This is a genomic window from Streptomyces sp. ADI96-02, from assembly GCF_003846185.1.
GTDB lineage: Bacteria > Actinomycetota > Actinomycetes > Streptomycetales > Streptomycetaceae > Streptomyces.
This window is the reverse complement of record NZ_ML123034.1, coordinates 4523705-4544273: the sequence shown is the minus strand read 5'-3', so window position 1 is coordinate 4544273 and position 20569 is coordinate 4523705. Positions and strand designations below refer to the sequence as shown.

Here is a 20569-nt window from a genome sequence, read left to right as displayed (position 1 = left end):
TTGTGTCCAAACCGTACCACGACGCGAGGTGGAGCCTCATCTCAGCTGCCCTGGTCGCCGCCCCCGTCCGCCGCGCCGGGCTTCGTGGCCGCCACGTCGTTCGCGCCGGCTTCGTCGGAACCGGACGGCTTGTCGGAACCGGACGGCTTGTCGGAACCGGACGGCTTGTCGGAGTCGGCGCTCTCGCCCTCGGCGCCCGGCTTGGGCTGCGCGGCGGCAGCCCGCTCCAGGGCGTCCCGCAGGTCGTCCTGGGCCTTGCCGTAGGCGGACCAGTCCTGCTCCTTGAGGGCCGTCTCACCGGCCGTGTACGCCGCCTGCGCGTCCGCGATCGCCTTCTTGAGCGCGGCGCTGCCGGTGGCCGGCGGCTGGTCGGTGTCGCCCGGCGGCTGATCGGTGTCGGGCGGGGTCGTGGACGAGTCGCCCTCCACCCCGAAGACGGCGTTGAGGGCCTCCGCGAGGCTGTTCTCGAAGACGATCTTCGACCCGTACGAGGCGGCCACCTTGCGCAGCAGCGGGTAGTTCTGGGTGCCGCCGCGCGTGTAGACGGGCTCGATGTAGAGGAATCCGCCTTCGAGCGGCACGGTGAGCAGGTTGCCGTACTCGATGTCGGAGTCGGTGCCCTTGAGGTTCCTCACGAACTCGGCGACGTCGTCGTTGCCGTTGAGCTCGCTCTGCACCTGGCCGGGCCCCTTCACCGTACTGGTGACTCTCAGCAGCCTTATCGTCCCGTAGTCCTTGCTGGCCGCGTCCGCGTCCACCGCCATGAAGGCCCCCAGGTTGGGGCGGCCTCTCGGCGTGAACGTGGTGGTCAGCGAGAACTTCTGCGCGTCCTGACCGGGCATCTTCATGCTCAGGTAGTACGGCGGGACCGCGCCCGGCTCCTTGTTGGTCGGGTCGTCCGGCACCTGCCACGCGTCGCTGCCGCTGTAGAACTGCGCGGGGTCCTCGACGTGGTAGCGGGTGAGCAGCTCGCGCTGGACCTTGAACAGGTCCTGCGGGTAGCGCAGGTGGTCCAGCAGCTCCCCCGGAATGTCCGCGCGGTCCTTCACCGTGCCCGGGAACGCCTTGCGCCAGGTCTTGAGGACCGGGTCCTCGGTGTCCCACTCGTAGAGCTTGACCTTGCCGTCGTAGGCGTCGACGGTGGCCTTCACCGAGTTGCGGATGTAGTTGACCTGGTTCTGCTGGGCGACGACCGCGCGCTGGTTGGTGGTCAGCGAGTCGGCCGTGGTGTCGCCGAGCGTCGTCCGGGAGGCGTAGGGGTAGCCGTTGGTCGTGGTGTAGGCGTCCACGATCCACTGGATCCGGCCGTCGACGACCGCCGGGTAGGCGTCGCCGTCGATGGTCAGCCACGGCGCGACCGCCTCGACGCGCTCCTTGGGGGTGCGGTTGTACAGGATCCGCGAGCCGTCGCCGATGGCTCCCGAGTACATGATCTGCGGCTCGCTGAAGGCGACCGCGTACGCGGCGCGGTTGAACGAGTTGGAGAGGCTGACCCCGCTGTCGCCCTTGTAGCTGGTGGTCTTCTCGCCGTCCTCCTCGTAGTCGAGCTCCTTCTGGGGCCCGCCGACGATGGAGTACTGCTCGGTCTTCTCGCCGTAGTAGATCCGCTGCTCGTACGTGCCCAGTTCGCCGGTGGTCGGCAGGCCGGACTCGGTGAAGTCCGGGGAGCCGGGCGGATTGGTGCCGGTGGCGGTGCCGCGGGCCGCGATCGCGCCGTAGCCGTGGGTGTACGTGAAGTGGTCGTTGATCCAGTTCCGCTTGGGCAGGCCCTGGAGGTTCAGCTCGCGCAGACCGATGACGGTGTCCTGCTCCTTGCCGTCCTCGCCCTTGTAGCGGTCGACGTCCAGCGTCTTGGGGAACTGGTAGTAGTTCCTCTTCTGCTGGAGCTGCTGGAAGGCCGGGGAGACGACGTTCGGGTCCATCACGCGGTAGCTCGCGGCGCTGCCGGCACTGGCGCGCAGCTTCGCGTCGTCCTGCGTGGTGGCCTGGCCCTCGTAGTCGTCCACCTGCGCGTCGTCGATGTCGTAGGCGTCACGGGTGGCGTCGATGTTCTTCTGGATGAACGGCGCTTCCTTGGCCTGCTCGTTCGGCTGGACCTGGAACTTCTGCACGATCGCCGGGTAGAGCCCGCCGATCAGGATCGCCGAGAGCACCATCAGGCCGAAGCCGATGACCGGCAGCTGCCAGGTGCGGCGCCACAGCGTCGCGAAGAAGAGCACGGCGCAGATCACGGCGATGCAGAACAGGATGGTCTTCGCCGGGAGGTAGGCGTTGGCGTCGACGAACCGCAGGCCGGTCCAGTTGTCCGTGGCCTTGAAGTCGCTCGACTTCACCGCCAGCCCGTAGCGGTCGAGCCAGTACGCCACGGCCTTCAGCGAGACGAAGATCCCGAGCAGCACCGAGAGGTGGCCGGTGGCCGCCGCGGTGGCGCGGGCGCCGGGGCTCGTGATCCGCAGCCCGCCGTACAGGTAGTGCGTCAGGACGGCGGCGATCAGCGAGAGCACGGTCGCGGCGAAGCCGAAGCCGAGCAGGAAGCGGTACCAGGGCAGGTCGAAGGCGTAGAAGGCGACGTCCAGCTTGAACTGGGGGTCCTTCTGCCCGAACGGCACGCCGTTGACGTACATCAGCCAGGTGCGCCACTGGCCGGACGCGGACGCTCCGGCGATGAGCCCGACGAGCGCGGTGACGGCGAGCAGCACCCACTTCTTGAACGGGGCGACGCTCATCCGGTAGCGGTCCAGGCTCTGCTGCTCCAGCGACATCGCGCTCAGCGGCGGCCGGAGCCGGTGCGCGAGCCAGATGTTCACGCCGACGGCGAGCGCCATCAGCAAGCCGAAAACGAGGAACAGCCCGATCTTGGTCCACAGGGTGGTGGTGAAGACGGAGGAGTACGCGACCGACCGGTACCAGAGCCAGTCCGTCCAGAACCCGGCGAACATGACGAACGCCATGGCGAGGACCGCCAGGACGCCCAAGGTCATGAGCAGGGTACGGGCTCGCCGGGACGGGCGGCCGACTCTGATCCGTGGCCCGGTCGGGCCTCCGCCGCGGTCCGGCATCTGGAAAGCCAACGTGCGCACCTCGAAGTTCGCGGTCGTGTGTAACAGGCCCAGCGATCGTAGAGCCCACCTATGCAACTTACTGAGGCTTTACCTAGTTCCCGTTCCCGGGGCGGAAGGAGGCAGGATGTTGCCCATGCCCAACGTTTCCCCCGCAGGACCTCCGATGGCCGCGAGCCCGCTCACCGTCGCCGTCCTCGAAATCGACGCCTACGCCTCCAACCTCGGCTGGGACCAGCCCGCCCGGCTGTTCGCCCTGGTCGACACCGCCCGGCTGCGGGACCAGGAGCCCGGCCTCGCCGCTCAGCTGGGCCTGGACGACCCCGCGTCCTCCGTCGCGGCCCTGACCCCGATCGAGCAGGACGAGCTGCCCGCCGGCACCGCGCTGGACGACTTCCTCGGCACCATCGCCTGGCCCGAGGCCGTGGTCGGCTGCGCGATGACGGTGGAGCGGCTGATGCTGCCCCCGTCCGCCGAAGCGTCCGTGCCCGAGGGGCTGGGCGACAAGCGGCTGGCGAAGTGGGTGGCCGCCCACCCGGACCGGCAGGAGGTCCGGATGACCGTGGCGGTGCTGCGGGACGGTGCGCGCGAGTCCGCCGTACGGCTGCGCGAGAAGGACTCCCCCACCGAGGTGCTGACCGGGGCCGGACTGGTGCCGGGACTGGCCGAGGCCCTCGCGGCGACGTTCGAGTCCTGAGGAGGCGGCCGTCCGCGCCCGGAGCAGCCCCGCGGGCGGCTCCGGGCGCCGCGGTCAGCCGGCCGAGCAGCTCGGCAGGGCGTCGGTCCGGCCGGCGCGGATGTCCTCCAGGGACTTCTTCGCGTCCTCGATGGTCTTGACCCGTACCAGGGTGAGCCCGCTCGGGGTGTCGGAGGCGGCCGACGCGCAGTTGTCGTCGGGCGTGAGGAAGTAGCGCGCGCCGGCCTGGCGCGCGCCGACCAGCTTCATGTTGATCCCGCCGATCGGGCCGACCACGCCCGCGTCGTCGATCGTTCCCGTCCCGGCCACGAACTTGCCTCCGGTCAGGTTCCCCGGGGTGAGCTTGTCGATGATGCCCAGCGAGAACATCAGTCCGGCGCTCGGTCCGCCGACGTCCGCGAGCTTGATGTCGATCTCGAACGGGAAGCGGGGGTCGGAGCCGGCCCTGATGCCGACGATCGCCCGGTTCTCCTCGCCGCCCTGCCCCGTGGCGGGAGCCTTCACGGTGGTGATGGTGATCTTCTGGGTGCCTTCGGGCGCGCGGCGGGCCTTCTCGGCCGCGGCGGCCTCCTTGGCCGGGACGATCGTGAAGGTGACGTCCTCGCCGGGCTTGTGCCGGGTGACCAGCTCGGCGACGTCCTCGGGCTTCTTGACGGCGGTGCCGTCGACGGCCTTGATCACGTCGCCCGCGTGCAGCTTCCCCTCGGAGGGGCTGTCCTTGACCACGGTGGAGACGATGACCTGCGTGGGCACCGGGATCTTCAGCTCGCGCAGGGCGGCCACCTTGGCGCTCTGCTGCGACTCGCTGAACTCCTCGGCGTTCTCCTGCGTGGACTGCTCCTCCGTCTTGCCGTCCGGATACAGGGTGTCGTGCGGGACGACGACGCTGTCGTGGGCCAGCCAGCCGTGGACGGCCTCGACCAGGTTCATCCGGTAGTCCGCTCCGGTGACGCGGACGGTCGTCATGTTGAGGTGCCCGGTGGTCGGGTAGGTCTTGCGACCGGAGATGTGCAGAACGGGCTCGCCGCGCGCCTCGCCGAGGGTGTTCACCGTCGGCCCGGGAGACATCTCCGAATACGGCACTTTGATCAGCACGCCTGCGCAGAGCAGCGCGATGAGGATGAGGGTGGAGGCGAGCATCGTCGCGGTGCGGCGTGGCATGGAACGACAGTACGGGAAGGGCCTGTCAGTGCACCGCCGGGGCCGGTCCGTACGAGCGTCCGGTACGCGGCGGAAGAGAGGTCACGCGGCGTTCGACGGACTCAGAGAGCTCCGGAACCGGAGTGCGATTTCTCCATCGCATCACGGAACTTCGCGTACCCGGCGAGTTCGGTGACGTCACCGGTCGTGCGGTTGCGTGCGGCCCAGCTCCCCCATATCGCAGCGCCGACGGCGGCGAAAAGTGGAATCAGCAGCCAAGCGAGTGCGGCCATCACGACCTCCCTTCCCCTTGAGCGATCGCGGGTCGACGATCAGCAGGTTAGCGATCCGGAACACCAACGCTCACGGCAGGGGGGCGGTTACGCAAATCGGGGCTGATGCGCCTCCGTTCGGTTTGCGCTCAGCAGGCTCCGACCCACTCCTCGGTTCCGTCCGCGAAACGCTGGTGCTTCCAGATCGGAACCGCGTGCTTGAGGTCGTCGATGAGCTTGCGGCAGGCCGCGAACGCCTCGGCCCGGTGCGGGCAGGCCACGGCGACGACGACGGCCGTTTCGCCCACCTCCAGTTCACCCACTCGGTGGACGGCTGCCAGGGCTCGGACCGGGAAGTCCGCGACGACCTTCTCGGCCACTCGGCGCATCTCCTCCTCTGCGGAGGGATGGCAGGAGTAGCCCAGCGCGCCGACGTCCTGTCCGTGGTCGTGGTCGCGGACGGTGCCCACGAAGAAGGCGGTGCCGCCCGCGGCGTCGTCCCCGACCGCCCGGAAGACCTCGTCGAGGGAGAGCGGCGTCTCCCGGATCGCCAGCAGCCGGATGGGGTCCGCGGCGGCGTGCTCGCCGGGGTGGTCAGGGGTGTGTGGCATGCCTCCATCGTGCCGTACGGCCCCCGAACGGCGGAATCGCCTGTTCGACCGGGTGCGGACCGGCCGGGTCGGAGCCTCCTGCACCCGGGCGGCCGGTCAGAACCTGCGGCGGGCCTTGCGGGCGCGGCGGACCAGTGCGGCGGTGCCGAGCAGGGCGACCGTGGCTCCGGCTGCTCCGGCGGCGGTGGCGTCCTTGCGGCCGAGGCGGCGACCGGCGAGCGTGTGGCGGCCCTCCACCTCTTCGAGCAGCGCCCCGAGGACCTCCTCGTTGGTCCACCGGGGGCGCCATCCCGCGTCGTGCAGCCTGCTCACACTGACCACCCAGGGGTGCATGGTGTAGGCCAGGTCGCCGGCCGGGGACGGGGTGAGGCCGATGCGGTGCAGCCGGGCGGCGGCCCCGAGCGCGACGGCGGACGGCAGCTCCATCCGGCGCACGCCGCTCAGCTCCTCGACCTCCTCCTGCTCCAGCCAGCCGTCGCAGCCGACCGCCAGCTCGCCGTCGATCTTCTCCAGCGCGGCGTACTCCAGGGCCGTGACCAGGTCGTCGACGTGGCAGAACTGCCAGGTGGGACGCGATCCGGCGACGACCAGGAGGCGCGGCGACTCGAAGTAGCGGGTCAGCGCGGTGTCGGTGCCGCCGACCAGGACGGCGGGGCGCACGACGGTGACGTTGAGGCCCGGGTGGGCGCGCGGCGCGCGGCGGCCGAGCCGTTCGATCTCCAGGAGGTCGCCGACGCCGGTGGCCTCCGCGGTGGCGCGCAGTTCGGCGTCCTCGGAGAGCGGCACGTCGTTGTCGGGCAGCGCGCCGTAGACCATCGCCGAGGTGCACAGCACGACCCGGTGGACCCCGGCGGCGGCAGCGGCGGTGAGTACGGTCTGCGTTCCGCGTACGTTGTACGCGGAGCGGGCGGCGGGGTCGGTCTCCAGATCGAGGTCGAGCGCCAGGTGCACGACGACGTCCGCGCCCCGCAGCTTCTCGGCGATGGCCGGATCCCGTACGTCCAGGATGTGCCAGGTCGCCCCGGAGACCTCACCGCGCCGCTCGTCGATCGCGACGACCTCCTTGACCTCGTCGGATGCGACGAGGTGGGCGGTCAGCAGCTCACCGACGCCGGTCGCGGCGCCGGTGACCGCGACGACGGGGCCCCGGTTCCTGGAAGGTTTCTTCTCGGGCGTGCTCTCGGGCGAGGGGTCGGTCAGGTTTCGCGCTGCGCGAACCTGCGGATCTGGGGAACTCACCGGGCGTCTCCAGCGGTTGTCTTCAGTACGTACGCGAATGACGCGTACGTACCAGGTGGCGTCCATCCTGCCGCAGGCCGGGAGTCGGCGGAGCACCGAGGCCCGATGCGGGCGTGGTGTCTACGCTGGATGGTGATGTCGGGCAGTCGCCGCCGGTTCGAACCGGCGGCCCTACGAGCCGAGGAAACCCGTGAGTGACACCCCATTCGGATTCGGCCTTCCGCCGGAGGAGCCGGAGAACGGCGACGAGGGCAAGAAGAAGGACCCCACCGAAGGTGGGAAGAGCGCGGGCGGGCCCGGCGGCCCGTTCGGTTTCGGACCGGGCGCGGGCGGCGACAACCCGTTCGCCGCGATGTTCGGATCGATGAACCCGAACGACCTCGGGGCGGCCTTCCAGCAGCTCGGGCAGATGCTGAGCTACGAGGGCGGTCCCGTGAACTGGGACATGGCCAAGCAGATCGCCCGCCAGACGGTGTCGCAGGGCACGGCGGACGGCACCAAGGACGCCAGCGTCGGCCCGTCCGAGCGCACGGCGGTCGACGAGGCGCTGCGGCTGGCCGACCTCTGGCTGGACGGCGTGACGTCGATGCCGTCCGGTTCGGTCTCCACCGTGGCGTGGAGCCGCGCCGAGTGGGTCGAGGCGTCCCTGCCGGCCTGGCAGCAGCTCGTCGACCCGGTGGCCGAGCGGGTGGGCCTCGCGATGGGCGATGTGCTGCCGGAGGAGATGCAGGCCATGGCGGGCCCCCTGATCGGCATGATGCGGTCGATGGGCGGCGCGATGTTCGGTCAGCAGATCGGGCAGGCCGTGGGCGTGCTGGCCGGTGAGGTCGTCGGCTCCACGGACATCGGGCTGCCGCTGGGTCCGGCGGGCAAGGCCGCGCTGCTCCCGCTGAACGTGGCGCAGTTCGGCAAGGACCTGAGCGTTCCGCAGGACGAGGTCCGGCTCTACCTGGCGCTGCGCGAGGCCGCCCACCAGCGGCTCTTCGCCCATGTGCCGTGGCTGCGCTCGCACCTCTTCGGGGCGGTCGAGGCGTACGCGCGCGGCATCAAGGTCGACACCAGCAAGCTGGAGGACGTCGTCGGCCAGTTCGACCCCTCGCACCCCGAGCAGTTGCAGGACGCGCTCCAGCAGGGCATGTTCCAGCCCGAGGACACGCCCGAGCAGAAGGCGTCCCTGGCCCGTCTGGAGACGGCTCTGGCGCTCGTGGAGGGCTGGGTGGACGCCGTGGTCCACGAGGCCGCGAAGTCCCGGCTGACCTCGGCGGACGCGCTGCGCGAGACGATGCGCAGGCGCCGCGCCTCCGGCGGCCCGGCCGAGCAGACGTTCGCCACGCTCATCGGCCTCCAGCTGCGGCCCCGCCGGCTGCGGGACGCCTCGCGGCTGTGGGCCTCGCTCACCGACGCCCGGGGGCTCGAAGGGCGCGACGCCCTGTGGGCGCACCCGGACATGCTGCCGACCGCCCATGACCTGGACGACCCGGACGGCTTCGTGCACCACGAGCAGCTGGACTTCTCCGAGCTGGACAAGCTGCTCGGCGAGGCGGCGAACGGCCCGCGCACGGATGCGGCTCAGGACGCGCCGGAGCGGACCGACACCACGGAGGACGCCGGGGACGACGGCACGGACGCCCCCGCGAACGACGCCGAGGACGACAAGGGCGGCGAGGACGGCAAGGGCGACCAGGACGGGCGCGACCGGTGAGCCTGCACGACGAGGCCGCTCTCGTCCTCAAGGGCTATGCCCCGGCGGACGCCGACGGCGAGCAGGCGGACCTGCGCCGGCGCTACCTGGACCACCTGGCCGCCCATCCCGACGGCATGTGGAAGGCGTGCGGGGCCGGGCACGTCACGGCCAGTGCACTGGTGGTCGACCCGTCCCGCGGCAAGGTGCTGCTGACGCTGCACCGGAAGCTGCGCAAATGGCTCCAGATGGGCGGCCACTGCGAGCCGCAGGACGCCACGCTCGCCGCCGCGGCGCTGCGGGAGGCGACGGAGGAGTCCGGCGTCACGGGCCTGGCCCTGCTGCCGGGCGGCCCGGTGCGGTTGGACCGGCACGCCATCCCGGCGCCCTGCCACTGGCACCTCGACGTCCAGTACGCCGCGCTCGCCCCGGCCGGCGCGGCGGAGCGCATCAGCGAGGAGTCGCTGGAGCTGCGCTGGTTCGACTACGAGGAGGTGGCCGACGTGGCAGACGCGTCGGTCGTGCGGCTGCTGGAGCGCACCCGGGCCCGGCTGGGCGCGACGACGGGCGGCTAGGACGGGCGGCCGGAGGAGCCGTGGTGCGCGGCAGGCGCACCACGGCCGCCCCGACCGGTCGACGAAGGGGCCGAGGGGCGGTCTCCTGTCGGGCCGCCCCTCGGCCCCCTCTCGTTTCCGCTTCTCCTCGCGTGGAGAGTCCGGTCAGTTCCAGGCGTTGTTCTGGTTCTGACCGTGTGCGCCCTGCTGGCCCATGCCGAACTGGGCGGCGGCTCCCTGGCCGAGCCGGGCGTTCTGCGGCGGCATGACCTCGCTCGGCTGGACCAGGGCGAACCCCTGCCCGAGGAAGCTCAGCTCCCAGCCCTCCCCGGTGGTGCCCCGCCGCCGGAAGACGCCCGCGGAGTGCGTCTGGGCCTGCATCTGCACCCGCAGGGAGCTGGACCAGGCGACGATGGCGTCGGCGTCGACATTGACGTACTTCTCCGGCGTGACCTGCATCATCAGGGGCCGGCCCGAGGTCATGAGGGCGACCTTGCCGCTGCCGGAGATGTTCAGCTGGTACTTGCCGCTGCCGGAGATCCCGTACTGGCTGTCCACCGCGATGACCTCGGTGTGCAGCGAGGAGTCCAGGGCGAGCACGTACGCGCTGTCCACCGTCATGCCGTCGCGGTCGACGTCGACGACGTGGATGTGCTGGGCGAGGTTGGCGAAGTAGACGGTGCCCTGGCCGGAGACCCGCATCAGGTCGAGGCCCTCGCCGGTCTTCGCGCGGGCCCGCCGCCGGCCGTGCGACTCGTACTCGCCGTCGAAGTCCATCAGGCCCTGGTAGGCGACCATGGCTCCCTTGCGCGCGAGGACGTCGTCCTGCCCGGTCAGCGCCACCCGCAGGAGCTGCGGGTTCTGGATCGCGTACCGCTCCTGGGTCTGCTGCTCGGTGTGGCTGAAAAGCGGACTCTGCATGGTGTTCTCCCTCCCGTTCAGTTCCGGATCCGCAGGCGGTCCGTGCTGTCCTCGCTCGGCTGCACGACGACGATGCCCTCGCCGGAGAAGGCCATCTGGTACGCCTCTCCGCTGCCGCGGCCGATCAGCGCGCCGGCCTTGAAGCTGCGCTTGCCCTTCACCTTGAGGTTCGGCGACCAGGCGACCAGGGCGTCCGGGTCGACGTACGTCTCGTCCTCGCCGCGTCCGCAGTCGACGACGACCGGGGTGCCCCGGGAGGTGATGGCGACCCAGCCGGTGCCCTGGACGACGACGTTCCACAGCCCCTGTCCGGTGAACTTGGCGAGCCCCTTGACCTTCTCGACGCCCCAGGTGAGGTGGGCGTCGAAGGCGAGGAGGTTGGTGCCGTTGACGGAGATGGCGTCGTTGTCGAGATTGATGACGACGACGTCGGCGCCGTAGTCGGCGAGGTAGAGCAGCCCGTCGCCGGAGCACTTCATGACGGGCGCGCCCTCACCGGTGACCCACTGGGAGGCGGCCTGCCGGACGGCGGGCGGGTTGGGCTCGTACTGGATGAAGCCCTCGTAGGCGATCATCGAGCCGGTGCGCGCGTAGAGGTCCTGCCCGGTGGCCATGGCGACCTTGAGCATGGATGTGCCGTGGTTCTCCATGCGGGCGGTGACGGGGGTCGGGGCGTGGCCCGCGAGTTGCTGGTTCATGACGGGCTCCCTCAGACCTCGTAGGGCTGGACGACGATGAAGTTGCCGGGGGCTCCCCGGAACTGGAGGTTCACGGTCTCGCCGCTGTGTCCCGGGTAGGCGTTGCGGCGCAGCCGGACCTGGCTGGAGATGATCACCTGGGAGGCGGCCGACCAGGCGACTACCGCGTTGCAGTCGGCGAAGGTGGTGGAGGTGACCGGCAGGACGACCGGGGTGCCGTGCGTCTTGACGATCACCGTGCCGGTCCCCTGGAACTGCATGGTGAACAGGGCCCCGCCGGGAATGCCGTGGCCTTCGATCCGGCGGACCTCGTACTGGAGGGACTCGTCGAAGGCGAGGACGCTCTCGGCGGAGACACAGATCGCGTCACCCTGGAGTTCGACGGGATGCAGATGCGCGCCCTCCTCGGCGAGGAAGACCTGACCGCGGCCGGTGCAGCGCATGAGCTGCATCTCCTGGCCGGTGGCGCTGCCCACGGCACGGCCGACGAAACCGGCGCTCTTGTAGCCGAAGTCGACCTTGCCCTGGTACATCACCATGCTGCCCTGGCGCGCCAGCACCCCTCCGCCGCCCATGGTCAGGTCGACCCGCATGAGCTGCTGGTTCTGCGGGGTCCAGCGCTGTCCGGTGGCGGTCTCCTTGTACGGCTGGAGGGCCGCCCGGAGACCGGCGCCGGTGGGCGGGACGCCCTGCGGCACCCCGTGGGAGGCCCCGGGAGGCATCCCGCCGGGGGCGGGCTGCCCGTACGGAGCGGGAGCGGGCTGCCCGTAGGGCGCGCCGGGCGGTGCGCCCTGACCGGGCACTTGGCCGAATTGGGGCTGCGCCTGACCGTACGAAGGCGGCGTCTGACCGTACGGGGACGGGGCCTGGGGCGCGGGTGGGGCGGTCGGCGTCGCGATGGTGGGCGCGGAATGCCCCGGCTGCTGCGGTACGGGAGCCTGCGGGGCGCCGAAGGCGGGCGGGGGCTGCGGGGCCGGTGCGGGCGGCGCGTCGAAGGCGGGCGCGGGCGGCGGGGCGAAGGCCGGGGGCGCGGAGGTCTGTGCCGGCGGGGCGAAACCCGGGACGGCCTGCGGGGGCCCCGGCTCCTCCTCGGCGACCTCGCCGCCGAAGTTCTTCAGGAGGGCGTCGAGGCCGCCGTCGAATCCCTGGCCGACCGCGGCGAAGCGCCAGACGTCCTTGAGGTAGAAGTCGCCGAGCATGACGGCGCGCTCGGTGGTGAACTCCGAGCCGGTGAAGGCGTACCTGACCACCTCCTCGCCGCCCGCGACGATCCGGATGTACCCGGGGCCGATCTGCGACATCTCCCCCGGGCCGTCGAGTGTCGCGGTGAAGGACAGCTTGTGGATACCGGCCGGAACACGGTCGAGCGTGACGCGGAAGGATTCGGTGTCGCCGGACTGCGCGCCGAGGAGCTGAACGGACTCCTCCGGCGATTTCGGCTGGTTGAAGAAGATGAAATACCGGTCGTCCGACAGTTGCTCGTCGGCGTCGAGGCCGAAGCAGCTGATGTCGAAGGTCAGTCCGGGGGCGGCGATCTGTACACCTACGTACAGATCGGTCCCTGGCGTGAGATCACTGATCTTGGCCTTGTGGCCGCGTTGGAATTCCCTGGCCATGCGTAACGACCGTCCCCCATCCCGAAGGTGTATGCGTCGCGTCAGGCTAACGGCAAACGACGGCATCGGGCCAAGCCGGTACACACCCGGTACAGAATCACCGAAAGTGACGTGCCGTCCGCGCCCGCTCCTACTCCTCCCGGGCGGCCGGCCGGCGGGGCAGCTGGTCGGCGGCCACCACCCCCTCCAGGAAGCCGCGGGCCCGCTCGGTGCGCGGGTACGCCTCCAACAGCCGCCAGAACTCCGGCCCGTGCCCGGGGACGAGCAGGTGCGCCAGCTCGTGCAGAAGGACGTAGTCGACGACGTACTCCGGCAACCCCTGGAGCCGGTGCGACAGCCTGATGCTGCCCTCGGCGGGGGTGCACGAACCCCACCGGGTGTTCTGGTTGGTCACCCAGCGCACCGACACCGGGCGGGCGCGGCCGTCGAAATACTGGGCGGACAGGCGCTCGGCCCGCTCCACCAGGCCGCTGTCGCCGAGAACGCGTCTGCCTTCCTGCGCCGCGAGCTTGTCGAGCATCACGCGGACCCAGCGACGCTCCTCCGCCTCCGACATCCGGGCGGGAATGAGCACGATCGTGCGGTCGCCCTCACGGTAGGCGGAGACCGTACTGCGGCGGCGGGTGCTGCGGCGGACCTCGACCTCGCGCGCCGCCGGGGAGCCGGGCGGAGCCACGGGCGGGCCGGGCGGAGCCGCCGGAGAGCCGGGCGGACGGGCGGACGCACCGGACCGATGGCTTCCGGCGCCGAGCGCGCGGGGCTCCCCGGCGAAACGGGATGACGGGTCGGCGGGCACGTCTCGACGTTACCCGCTGTCCGCGGCGGAAGTCGCACCTCCGCAACCCTGCCGACGATTCATACGACTAATGGCACCACTCTGTGGACAACTCGGCGCACATTTCTCCGCGGGCCCGCATTCTGGCCATGCGTCCGCGGAACGGCTTCGCGGATCCTCGGTTCGCGGAGTGCGTCCCGCGGATCGTGCGAGGCGGCCGGGAATCGTCCCGCGCACGTGGTCGCGACACCGATCGGAGGGAGAAGTCATGTATCCGATGTTGAAGCCCGCGCTCCGCCGGGCATGGCGCGGACGGAACACGGTGCAGTTCGGCGTGACGCCCGCGCACGCGGTCTCGCTCGGTCCGATGGACATCGCGACGGGGAGCTTTCTGGAGCTGCTCGACGGCACACGCGGCCTGCCCCTGCTGCGCGAGGAGGCCCGTGCCCTGGATCTTTCGGACCGCCATGTGGACCTCCTCATCGGCCGGTTGGCCTCGGCGGGGCTGCTCGACGACCCGCGGGCGGGCGGGCCGGAGGCGGAATCCCTGCGCCGCCGGGCCGAGGTGATGGATCGTCAACGCCCTGATGTGGCCTCGCTCTCCGTCGTCCACCACGAGCCGGGCAGCGCCCTGCGCCGGATGGTCGCCCGGCGGGCGATGCGCGTCCAGGTGCGGGGCGCCGGGCGGGTCGGGGCTGCGATCGCCGCGGTGCTGTCGGGCTCGGGGGTGGGGCAGGTCGAGGTGCTGGACGGCGGGCGGGCCGAGCCGTGGGACGTGTCGCCCGCGGGGCTGCCGGCCGCGTCGGTGGGCGAGCGGCGCGACACGGCGGCCAGGAGACTGGTGCGCCGGTCGGCTGCCGGGCCGGCTCCCCGGTCCGCCCGGTCGGCGGAGGCGGAGCAGGCGGCGGCCTGTGGACAGCCGGGCCTCTCCCTGATCGTCGTCGCGCCCCGGGACGGCCTCGCGGTGTACGCACCGGCGGCGGACACCGCCGCCCCGTGGATCGCGTCGGGCACTCCGCATCTCTACGCGGGGGTGATCGAGGCCACGGGTGTGGTCGGTCCGCTCGTGCTGCCGGGAGGCACGGGCTGTGCGGGCTGCCTGGAGTTGCGTCGCGCCGACGCGGACCCGCAGTGGCCGCGCATGCTGGCCCAGTGGCGGTCCGGGCGGCGGGGAGCGGTCGCCGCCTGCGATCTGGGGCTGGCCACGACGGTGGCCGGTATGGCGGCGGCGCACGCCCTGTCCTTCCTGGACGGCGAACTGCCCGCCAGCGCGGGGGCGCGTTGGGAGGCGGCGCTGCCCGTGCTGGACTGGCGTTCCGAACGCGTCGGCCCCCATGCCGACTGCTCCTGCGGCGCGGCCGAGCGGACAGAGGGGGAACGGGCCTTCGACAGCGGTACGGCGCAGGACACAATGGCCGGGTGACCGCCGCCGACGGAGAGACACCCGAGGTTCAAGCGGCACGGCAGTCTGGGAACAGGAGGGGCACATGTCTGATCTTCCCCGGAAGGCGGTTACTCGCACCGCCAAACTGGCCGCGCTCCCACTCGGCTTCGCCGGCCGTGCCACGTGGGGCCTGGGCAAGCGGATCGGCGGGAAGTCCGCCGAGCTGGTGGCCCGCGAAGTGCAGCAGCGCACGGCGGACCAGCTCTTCAAGACGCTGGGCGAGCTGAAGGGCGGGGCCATGAAGTTCGGTCAGGCCCTGTCCGTCTTCGAATCGGCTCTTCCCGAGGAGATCGCCGGTCCCTACCGGGCCGCCCTCACCAAGCTCCAGGAAGCGGCGCCGCCGATGCCGTCCCGGACGGTGCACGGCGTGCTCGCCGAGCGGCTCGGCGACGAGTGGCGGGAGCTGTTCCTCGACTTCGAGGACCAGCCGTCGGCCGCGGCCTCGATCGGGCAGGTGCACCGGGCGGTCTGGCACGACGGCCGCGAGGTCGCCGTGAAGGTGCAGTACCCGGGCGCGGGCGAGGCGTTGCTCTCCGACCTCGCGCAGCTCAGCCGCTTCGCCCGGCTGCTGGGCCCGCTGATCCCGGGGATGGACGTCAAGCCGCTCATCAAGGAGCTCCGCGAGCGGGTCGCGGAGGAGCTGGACTACGAGTTGGAGGCCGAGGCCCAGCGGGCGCACGCGCAGGAGTTCGCGGACGATCCCGACGTGGTGATCCCCGGCGTGGTCCACCAGTCGGACCAGGTGCTGGTGACGGAGTGGATCGGCGGGATTCCGCTGGCCCGGATCATCGCCGACGGCACGGAGGAGCAGCGGGACCGTGCCGGGCAGTTGCTGGCGCGCTTCCTCTTCTCCGGCCCGGCGCGCACCGGGCTGCTGCACGCCGATCCCCATCCGGGGAACTTCCGGCTGCTGCCCGCCGACCCGGCCGCCGAGAGCGGGGCGGGCGAAGACGGGGCGGGTTCGGAGGGCGGGGAGGCGGGGGCCTGGCGGCTGGGGGTGCTGGACTTCGGCACGGTCGACCGGCTTCCGGGCGGGCTGCCGCGGACCATCGGGACCTCGCTGCGGATGACGCTGGAGGGGGATGCCGGGGCGGTGTACGCGCTGCTGCGCGAGGAGGGCTTCGTGAAGGAGTCGATCGACCTCGACCCGGACGCGGTCCTCGACTACCTGCTGCCGATCATCGAACCCGCGCAGGTGGAGGAGTTCACCTTCAGCCGGGGGTGGCTGCGTGACCAGGCGGCCCGCATAGCGGATCCACGCTCCCCGGCCCATCAGCTCGGCCGGCAGTTGAACCTCCCGCCTTCCTACCTGCTGATCCACCGGGTGACCCTGAGCACGATCGGGGTGCTGTGCCAACTGGGCGCGGCCGTCCGGCTTCGGGACGAGCTGGCCTCCTGGCTTCCGGGATTCGTCACGGAAGCGGACCCAGAGGCGGAGCAGGAGGCGGAGCAGGAGGCGGAGCGGGACGAGGAGAGTCTGGCGGGGTCCGGTGATGTCGTGGAGTCCGGCGGTGCGGTGGAGTCCGTCTCCGGCAGGGACGGCGTCTGAGGCGGCGGGGAGGCCGCGGCGCAGCGGTGGTTCGTGTGGCCCTCGGCCCCCGTCCGTCCCGCGTCGCAGGGGGCGGCGGTCACCACCAGAGCGAGTCGAGCCTGCTCTCCACCGCTCTGATGTGGAGGCGGGCGCAGTCCTCGCAGAAGTGGAGGCGCCGGCCGTCCTCGACGGAACAGAGCCAGGTCGCCGGTGGAGGGTCGCCTTCGGTGGCGGTGCCGCAGCGGGCGCACACCACGTGTGAAGGGGGTGCCTGTTCGGGGGGATGCGTCTCCTCGTCCACCTCACGACGATATCCCCGCCGCGGACGGCACGGCAGCACAACGCACCGCGGGGCCGTCCGGTCGGAACGGCCCCGCGGTGAGGGTGGTGGCTGCGCTGCTCATCGGGTCGAGCGGTGCCCCGGTGAGTCGAACCGGTGTGACGCGGAGAGGGGAACCTCTCAGTGCATGACCGCCATGGCCAGCGCGCGGCGGGCGCGCAGCGAGGCGCGCTCCGCTCTGCGCTGCATCCGGCGGGCGGCGATCAGGCGCACCGCAGGGCGGTCCGCCTGAGCCTCCCGCAGGCGGTCGTGCATATGAGCACGCGCCAGGGCTTCTGGGATGAGTTGCATTTCGCGGGTCCTGTTCTGACGCGAGTCGTTCGCGCCGCTGATGGTGACGTCGGGGGTGGCGGAGCCGACGGGCTCCTTCGTGGGGGTGATCATCGGTGCCTGATTCCGGGGGTCATGGGTCTGGGGACGGTCGATGGTTCCGAGGCGCTTCACGCGGGTGGGGGTGGGGACCCCGAAGTCGGTGATCACGCTGCGACCGGGTTCTTGCGCGGACGGCCGCGGGGCCGCTTGCGGGCCACGACGACACCCTGGACGAAGAGCTCGCCGCCCCAGACGCCCCACGGCTCGCGCCGCTCCTTGGCTCCGGCGAGGCACGCCTCGACGAGCGGGCAGGCCCGGCAGAGGGACTTGGCGTACTCGACGTCGGCCGGCGACTCGGCGAAGAAGACCTCGGGGTCATAAGTACGGCAGGGGACGGCCACACCGAGGTTCTCGATGGCGTCGTCGAGCGCGGTGAGCGTGGTGAGCGGGAGCAAGGCGGAGTCCTCCGTGGAGCCAGGCGGGGCGATCGGGTCGGAAGGCGGTACTGACGGGGCGTGCGCTTCGAGTTGCACGGCGGGTGATGTCCTCGTCTGGTCGTGCCGGCCTGTGGGCCGGTTGGCGGCTGGTACTGCTGGTCCCGAGGCTCCTTCGTTCCGTCTCGTCCGTTCGGACAAAACAAAAGGGCCGCGGATCCCGAGTGGGGTTCCGCGGCCCTGAAGGCGCCGGCCTGATGCTGGATCAGGCTGGATCGCTCCAGGGTTCAGGCCCACGGAAGGCCCACATCATGTGGTGCTGCTGCGTCTTCTTCTCGGCTCCGGCACCGGCTGCCGCAAAGGCATAGGCCAGGGCCTGCGCTGCCTTCACTCCTGCTGCCACCGGTGCCTCGATCGGTCGCTCAACGCGCTCCCGCACCACAGGGAGGTTCGCCGAGGACAGCGGGCTGACGGCAGGAGTGCCGGACAGACCGGTGCCACGAAGCGAAGACTCCGGGGAGCAGGCGAGGCCGAGTGAGCGTGCGGAGACGACCGAAAGATCGGTCAGTTTGTTGGTCTCGATGATGCTGATCACTTCAATCGCCTCCTCTCGGCGTCTCGGGGGACCGGCCGGGGCCGGTCCTGCGTATTCGGATAAGTACAGCACGGATTCAGGGCTTCAGAGAAGTCGCTGTTCCCGTGGTTAAGAACCTATGGTGACGACTGGTGCGGGCGCAAACCATTTTCTGGACGAGTTTCCCTCAGGTGTCGGCGATACCCTCCCGGGGCTCCTCGGCAACCGTCTCACCTGCGCAGATGGCCAGGACCTCGGTGCCGAAGCGGATCAACTTCCGGTTGCCGACCCCGGGGATGACGACCAGCTCGCCCTCGGTGGACGGGGCCGCCTCCGCGATCGCCATGAGCGTCTTCTCGGTGAACACGCAGTAGTCCGGCTGACTCAGCCCGGCCGCCCGGTCCGCGCGCCAGTCGAGCAGCCGCCCGTACAGTGCCTCGTCCATGTCGGACGGGCACTCCTCGCAGCGCATCAGCTTCACCTCGCCCGCGTCGGTGAGCGAGCGACCGCAGACCCGGCACCGCACCGGCCCGCGGTGCTTGCGCTCGACGGCCGGAGCCCGGCCCGCGCCCGCCGTCGTGCCGGAGCCGCGGTCGATGCCTCCGCCGCCGCCCGCCCCGCCGCGAGCGCCGAGCGGGGCCGAACCCGGCCGGAGCCCGTTCAGGAAGCGCGTCGGCCTGCGCCCGGCGCGACCGCCCGGCGAACGGGCCAGGGCCCAGGAGAGCGAGAGGTGGAGGCGGGCGCGGGTGACGCCGACGTACAGCAGGCGGCGCTCCTCCTCGACCTGCTCGTCGGTCTTGGCGTAGGCGATCGGCATCATGCCCTCGGTGAGACCGACCAGGAACACCGCGTCCCACTCCAGGCCCTTGGCGGAGTGGAGGGAGGCCAGGGTGACGCCCTGGACCGTCGGGGCGTGCTGCGCCGCGGCCCGTTCGTCCAGCTCGCGGACGAGGTCGGAGAGGGTCACCCCCGGCCTGGCCGCCTCGAAGTCCTCCGCGAGCCGCACCAGGGCGGCCAGCGACTCCCAGCGGTCCCGCACCGCGCCGGACCCGGCGGGCGGGCGGCCGGTCCAGCCCTTGGTGGAGAGAACCGCCCGCACCTGCGAGGGCAGGCCCTCCGCTCCGTCGAGCAGGGAGTCGTTGCCCCCCGCACGGGCGGCGCCCCGCAGGGCGGTGCCCGCCTCGCGCACCTCCGCCCGTTCGAAGAAGCGCTCGGCGCCGCGCAGCTGGTAGGGGACGGAGGCGTCGGCGAGAGCCTGTTCGTAGACCTCGGACTGGGAGTTGACCCGGTAGAGCACGGCGATCTCACCGGCCGGGACACCCGCCGCGATCAGATCCCGGACACGCCGGGCGGTGCCCTCGGCCTCGGTGGGCTCGTCGGCATACTCCGCGTAGACCGGCTCGGGGCCCCTGTCGCGCTGCGAGACCAGTTCGAGCCGGTGGTCGGCGGCCCTGCCGCGGGCCTGGCTCAGCAGGCCGTTGGCGAGGTGGACGACCTGCGGGGTGGAGCGGTAGTCCCTCACCAGCTTGACCACCGTCGCACCGGGGTGGCGGGTGCGGAAGTTCAGCAGGTGGTCCGGGGTGGCCCCGGTGAAGGAGTAGATCGTCTGGCTGGCGTCGCCGACGACGCAGAGGTTGTCCCGGTCGCCCACCCACAGGTCGAGCAGCCGCTGCTGGAGCGGGCTGACGTCCTGGTACTCGTCGACCACGAAGTGCTGGTACTGGCCGCGTACGTGATCGGCGATGTCGTGCCGGTCCTGGAGGATGCCGACCGTCAGCAGCAGCACGTCCTCGAAGTCGATCACCGAGCGGTCGCGCTTGAGCTGTTCGTACATCGCGTAGATCTGGGAGAGCACGGCCGGGTCGCGGGGCACGTCGCGCTGGATCTTGGCCACCGCAGCCGGATAGTCGGCGGGGACGGTCTGGGTGACCTTGGCCCACTCGATCTCGCTGGTGACGTCGCGCAGCTCGTTGCGGTCGAGCCGGATCTCGCAGCGGGCCGCGGCCTCGGCGACCAGCTGCACCTTGCGTTCCAGCAGCCGGGGCAGCTCGCCGCCGACGGCCTTGGGCCAGAAGTACTGGAGCTGGCGGAGCGCCGCGGAGTGGAAGGTCCGCGCCTGCACCCCGGAGGCCCCCAGCTGCCGGAGCCGTCCGCGCATCTCGCCCGCGGCCCGGTTGGTGAAGGTGACGGCGAGCACCGTCGCCGGCTGGAGGATCCCCGCCCGCACCCCGTACGCGATGCGATGGGTGATCGCGCGCGTCTTGCCCGTGCCCGCGCCGGCCAGCACGCACACGGGCCCGTGCAGCGCCAGGGCCACCTCGCGCTGCTCGGGGTCCAGCCCGTCGAGCACGGCGTCCGGGGTCTCGGGAACCTGCGGGAAGAGGGTGGAATGCGTTGCTGCTGTCACCCCGCCATGCTGCCAGGTCGTGTGGGACCGGTGCGGCCGTTGTCCACAGGGGCGGACATTTCATCGCACCGGGCGCACCGGGCGCACCGGGCGCACCGGGCGCACCGGGCGTACCGGGGGAAGACGGCTGAGGCCCGACGCCCGTGCGGCCGGGGAATGGTGGCCGCGTCCCGTACGTTCCATCCCGTGCGGGACCGCGGGCCGTGACGCGGCGGCGGGACCGCAGGTGACGCTGCCGGCCGCGCAGCGGGACGGACGAGACGA

General features: G+C 71.6%; 19 protein-coding genes. 5 read left to right on the top strand and 14 right to left on the bottom strand.

Annotated elements, in window-relative coordinates:
• Positions 1–41: 41 nt before the first annotated feature.
• Entirely contained in the window at positions 42–3059 is a 3018-nt protein-coding gene (locus tag EES43_RS20165) for a UPF0182 family membrane protein (protein ID WP_124272074.1), read from the bottom strand.
• A 127-nt stretch (positions 3060–3186) separates the two neighbouring features.
• Between EES43_RS20165 and EES43_RS20160 the strand changes: the two genes are divergently transcribed.
• Complete coding sequence (locus tag EES43_RS20160) at positions 3187–3756, top strand: PPA1309 family protein (protein WP_241192482.1); 570 nt, start codon at positions 3187–3189, stop codon at positions 3754–3756.
• A gap of 54 nt (positions 3757–3810) precedes the next feature.
• Here the strand turns inward: EES43_RS20160 and EES43_RS20155 are convergent, their stop codons facing one another.
• The 4 genes from EES43_RS20155 to EES43_RS20145 all read right to left on the bottom strand — a co-directional run bounded on the left by EES43_RS20155 (position 3811) and on the right by EES43_RS20145 (position 7018).
• Positions 3811–4917, bottom strand: a complete 1107-nt coding sequence (locus EES43_RS20155) for a YlbL family protein (protein WP_124270002.1) — start codon at positions 4915–4917, stop codon at positions 3811–3813.
• A 101-nt stretch (positions 4918–5018) separates the two neighbouring features.
• Positions 5019–5189, bottom strand: a complete 171-nt coding sequence (locus EES43_RS30720; RefSeq protein ID WP_164493208.1) for a hypothetical protein — start codon at positions 5187–5189, stop codon at positions 5019–5021.
• Between the two features lie 128 nt (positions 5190–5317).
• Positions 5318–5779 carry a molybdenum cofactor biosynthesis protein MoaE gene (locus tag EES43_RS20150; RefSeq protein ID WP_124270001.1) on the bottom strand — a complete coding sequence of 154 codons (462 nt, stop codon included), beginning with the start codon at positions 5777–5779 and terminating at the stop codon, positions 5318–5320.
• Positions 5780–5875: 96 nt separating this feature from the next.
• Positions 5876–7018, bottom strand: coding sequence for an SDR family oxidoreductase (locus EES43_RS20145; protein ID WP_124270000.1), 1143 nt, complete (start codon positions 7016–7018; stop codon positions 5876–5878).
• A 190-nt stretch (positions 7019–7208) separates the two neighbouring features.
• On the opposite strand from EES43_RS20145, the gene EES43_RS20140 reads away from it, so the two are divergent.
• Both EES43_RS20140 and EES43_RS20135 read left to right on the top strand, forming a co-directional pair.
• Positions 7209–8720, top strand: a complete 1512-nt coding sequence (locus EES43_RS20140; protein WP_124269999.1) for a zinc-dependent metalloprotease — start codon at positions 7209–7211, stop codon at positions 8718–8720.
• Positions 8717–9274, top strand: coding sequence for an NUDIX hydrolase (locus tag EES43_RS20135; protein WP_124269998.1), 558 nt, complete (start codon positions 8717–8719; stop codon positions 9272–9274). Before EES43_RS20140 ends, EES43_RS20135 begins: the two co-directional genes overlap by 4 nt.
• A 144-nt stretch (positions 9275–9418) precedes the next feature.
• Here the strand turns inward: EES43_RS20135 and EES43_RS20130 are convergent, their stop codons facing one another.
• The 4 genes from EES43_RS20130 to EES43_RS20115 form a co-directional block, all read right to left on the bottom strand.
• Complete coding sequence (locus EES43_RS20130; RefSeq protein WP_124269997.1) at positions 9419–10174, bottom strand: AIM24 family protein; 756 nt, start codon at positions 10172–10174, stop codon at positions 9419–9421.
• Between the two features lie 17 nt (positions 10175–10191).
• Positions 10192–10872: an AIM24 family protein gene (locus EES43_RS20125; RefSeq protein WP_124269996.1), complete on the bottom strand. Its 681-nt coding sequence runs from the start codon at positions 10870–10872 to the stop codon at positions 10192–10194.
• A gap of 11 nt (positions 10873–10883) precedes the next feature.
• Positions 10884–12488: a TerD family protein gene (locus tag EES43_RS20120; protein WP_124269995.1), complete on the bottom strand. Its 1605-nt coding sequence runs from the start codon at positions 12486–12488 to the stop codon at positions 10884–10886.
• A 130-nt stretch (positions 12489–12618) separates the two neighbouring features.
• Positions 12619–13284 (bottom strand): M48 metallopeptidase family protein, encoded by a 666-nt coding sequence (locus EES43_RS20115; RefSeq protein WP_124269994.1) that lies wholly within the window; start codon positions 13282–13284, stop codon positions 12619–12621.
• Positions 13285–13531: 247 nt separating this feature from the next.
• On the opposite strand from EES43_RS20115, the gene EES43_RS20110 reads away from it, so the two are divergent.
• Together EES43_RS20110 and EES43_RS20105 are read left to right on the top strand one after the other, a co-directional pair.
• Complete coding sequence (locus EES43_RS20110; protein WP_124269993.1) at positions 13532–14686, top strand: TOMM precursor leader peptide-binding protein; 1155 nt, start codon at positions 13532–13534, stop codon at positions 14684–14686.
• 64 nt (positions 14687–14750) lie between these two features.
• Complete coding sequence (locus EES43_RS20105) at positions 14751–16256, top strand: ABC1 kinase family protein (RefSeq protein ID WP_124269992.1); 1506 nt, start codon at positions 14751–14753, stop codon at positions 16254–16256.
• Positions 16257–16335: 79 nt separating this feature from the next.
• Here EES43_RS20105 and EES43_RS20100 read toward each other — a convergent pair whose 3' ends face one another.
• The 5 genes from EES43_RS20100 to EES43_RS20080 all read right to left on the bottom strand — a co-directional run bounded on the left by EES43_RS20100 (position 16336) and on the right by EES43_RS20080 (position 20305).
• On the bottom strand, positions 16336–16539 hold the full coding sequence (locus EES43_RS20100; protein ID WP_124269991.1) for a hypothetical protein: 204 nt from the start codon (positions 16537–16539) through the stop codon (positions 16336–16338).
• Positions 16540–16698: 159 nt separating this feature from the next.
• Positions 16699–17058: a hypothetical protein gene (locus EES43_RS20095; protein ID WP_241192481.1), complete on the bottom strand. Its 360-nt coding sequence runs from the start codon at positions 17056–17058 to the stop codon at positions 16699–16701.
• Positions 17055–17423, bottom strand: coding sequence for a WhiB family transcriptional regulator (locus EES43_RS20090; RefSeq protein ID WP_124269990.1), 369 nt, complete (start codon positions 17421–17423; stop codon positions 17055–17057). The genes EES43_RS20095 and EES43_RS20090 overlap by 4 nt, the downstream gene beginning before the upstream one ends.
• Positions 17424–17589: 166 nt before the next feature.
• Positions 17590–17919, bottom strand: coding sequence for a hypothetical protein (locus EES43_RS20085; protein WP_124269989.1), 330 nt, complete (start codon positions 17917–17919; stop codon positions 17590–17592).
• Positions 17920–18085: 166 nt separating this feature from the next.
• On the bottom strand, positions 18086–20305 hold the full coding sequence (locus tag EES43_RS20080) for an ATP-dependent DNA helicase UvrD2 (RefSeq protein ID WP_124269988.1): 2220 nt from the start codon (positions 20303–20305) through the stop codon (positions 18086–18088).
• Positions 20306–20569 lie beyond the last annotated feature (264 nt).